The 2,714-nt window shown below is 71.7% G+C and carries 2 protein-coding genes; both read right to left on the bottom strand.

All coding sequences use genetic code 11. The features are described 5' to 3' along the window. Window positions 1–87: 87 nt before the first annotated feature. Window positions 88–1,101 (bottom strand): ABC transporter permease, encoded by a 1,014-nt coding sequence (locus tag ACZ6QQ_RS31030; RefSeq protein ID WP_465881112.1) that lies wholly within the window; start codon window positions 1,099–1,101, stop codon window positions 88–90. Beyond that, window positions 1,098–2,597, bottom strand: a complete 1,500-nt coding sequence (locus tag ACZ6QQ_RS31025; protein ID WP_465881111.1) for a sugar ABC transporter ATP-binding protein — start codon at window positions 2,595–2,597, stop codon at window positions 1,098–1,100. Before ACZ6QQ_RS31025 ends, ACZ6QQ_RS31030 begins: the two co-directional genes overlap by 4 nt. Window positions 2,598–2,714: the final 117 nt, after the last annotated feature.

The raw sequence follows: 2,714 nt of genomic DNA, 5'->3' as shown, positions 1-2,714 counted from the left end.
CCTCCCTTTCGCCGCCCCCCTGCAGCCTCCCCCCCCTCCTCCCCCCCTCCCCCCCCCCCCCCCCCCCCCCCCCCCCCCCCGCGACGTTCAGTCCTGTGCCTTGCCGGTGGTGAGCCGGGCCAGCAGCAACGCGACCAGGATGATCAGACCGTAGATGGCCTGGATCCACTGCGCGGAGACCCCGGCCAGGGTCAGGATGTTGTTGATCAGACCGAGCACGATCACACCGCAGAGGGCACCGAAGAGCGTGCCCTTGCCACCGTCCATGCTCACCCCACCGATCACCGCCGCGGCGAACACGGTGAAGATCATGCCCTGGCCCTGGGCGGCGGCGACCGAGCCGAGCCGACCGGTCATCAGCAGCCCGGCCAGCGCGGCCAGCACACCGGCCACCATGAACACGATGAACACCACCCGGTCGGTACGGATACCGGCCGCCCGGGCGGCGTCGGCGTTGCCACCGATCGCGTAGATCGACCGACCCGACCGGAAGAACCCGAGTACGACGATGCCGACCACGAACAGCGCCCCGCAGAGCCAGATCGACGCCGGCAGCCCGAGCCAGAGCGCGTTGCCCAGGTAGAGCACCGACGGCGGCAGCTCGAACAGGTTCTGCCCACCGGTGATGCCGATCTGCAGACCCCGCAGCACGATCAGCATGCCGAGCGTCACGATGAACGCCGACAGCCCCAACCGCAGGATCAACACCCCGTTGAACGCCCCGACCAGCAACCCGATCAGCAGGCAGATCGGAATCGCCAACGTGGACGGCCAGTCGGTGCCGAGGCCGTTGCTGACCGCCGGGATGACCAACGCGACGGCGAGCGCGGGCGCCAGGCCGACGGTCGACTCCAGCGAGAGGTCGAACTTCCCACCGATCAGGATGATCGCCTCGGCCAGCACCAGCAGGGACAACTCGGTCTGCTGCTGCAACACGTTGATGATGTTCGCGGTGCTCAGGAACACCGGATCGACCAGCGCACCGACCACGATCAGTACCAGGATCGCGGGCACCAGCGCCAGGTCGCGCAGGCCGGCCAGGCGCAGCCGGCGTCCGGCGGCCACCGTGGGGGGCGCCACGGTGGTGGTGGTTCCGGTCATTTCTCGGCTCCTTCCGGGGCCGCCGACTGTTCCGCGGCCACTCCCTCCACGGCGGCGACGACGTCGGCGTCCGCCCAGCCGGGTGCCAGCTCCCGCGTCACCCGACCGTGGAACATCACCAGGACCCGGTCACACGTACGCAGGTCGTCGAGCTCGTCGGAGATCATCAGCACGCCGGTGCCGGCGTCGGCCGCGTCGCGTACCGCACCGAGCAGTGACTCCTTGGACCGCACGTCCACCCCGGCGGTCGGGTTGATCAGCACCAGCACCCGGGGATCGGTGGAGAGCGCACGGGCGAGCACCACCTTCTGGGCGTTGCCACCGGAGAGGCTGTTCACCGGTGCGTCCGGTCCGGGCGCCTTGATGTCGTACCGCTCGATCATCGCCTCGGCGACGGCGTCACGGCGTTTCGGCACGATCACCCCGGCCGGTCCGAACCGGCCGGAGATCGGCAGGGTGGCGTTCTCCGCGATGCTGAGCAGCGGAATCAGCCCTTCCCGGTGGCGGTCCTGCGGCACCGTGCCGATCCCTGCGGCCAGCGCGGCGGGCACGCTGCCCGGCGGTACGACCCGGTCACCGACCACCACCGTGCCGGCGTCGGCCCGACGCAGACCACTGATGCTCTCCGCCAGCGAAACCTTGCCGCTGCTGCCGGAGCCGGTGACACCGACCATCTCACCGGCCCGTACCTCGATGCTGATGTCGTCGTACACGTCGGCGAGCCGGAGCCCGTCGACCCGCAGACTCACCGGCGCGTCCGCCGGCAGCGGCGGCCGGATGCCGCCGTCGACCAGACCGATCGCCTCCCCGGTCATCGCCTCGACCAGCGCCTTGCGGTCCAGCTCGGCGACCGGACGGGTGAGCACCCAGCGGGCGTCGCGCAGCACGGTGACCGTGTCGCAGACCTCGTACACCTCCTGGAGGTGGTGCGAGATGAACAGCAGGGTCACCCCGGCGGCGGCCAGGCCCCGCAGCCGGTCGAAGAGCCGCTCGATGGCGATGCCGTCGAGCTGTGCGGTCGGCTCGTCCAGGATGATGAACCGGGCACCGGTGGAGAGCGCACGGGCGATCTCCACCAGTTGCCGCTGCTCGACGTTCAACTCGCCGGCGAGCCGGCTCGGATCGACCGCCAGGCCGAACTCCTCCAGCAGGTCGCCGGCCCGGCGACGGAGCTGCCGCCAGGCGATCGGACCACGTTCGGTCTGCCGGTTGAGGAAGAGGTTCTCCGCCACGCTCAGCGTCGGGATGATGGTCGACTTCTGGTACACGCAGGCGACCCGGCGACGCCAGGCGTTCCGGTCGGCCAGCGGCGGGGCCGGCTCGCCACCGAACCGGACCTCGCCGCTGTCCGGCCGTTGCAGGCCGGTCAGGATCGAGACCAGAGTGGACTTACCGGCACCGTTGCGGCCGACCAGGGCGTGTGTCTCACCCGTGGTGATCGAGATACCGGCGTCGACGAGCGCGGCGGTGGCGCCGAACCGCTTGCTGACGCCCACCGCCTCGACCGCGACACCGGGTGCCGCGCCCGGGGGGGGGGGGGGGGGGGGGGGGGGGGGGGGGGGGGTTGGGGGGGGGGGGGGGGGGGGGGGGGGGGGGGGGGGGGGGGGGGGGGT

The organism is Micromonospora sp. NPDC049529 (assembly GCF_055586685.1).
This window is presented reverse-complemented; position numbering and strand designations above follow the sequence as displayed.

Excerpts from the sequence above, each read along its gene's own strand:
- ACZ6QQ_RS31030 (WP_465881112.1), bottom strand. The coding sequence starts at position 1,101 with ATGACCGGAACCACCACCACCGTGGCGCCCCCCACGGTGGCCGCCGGA.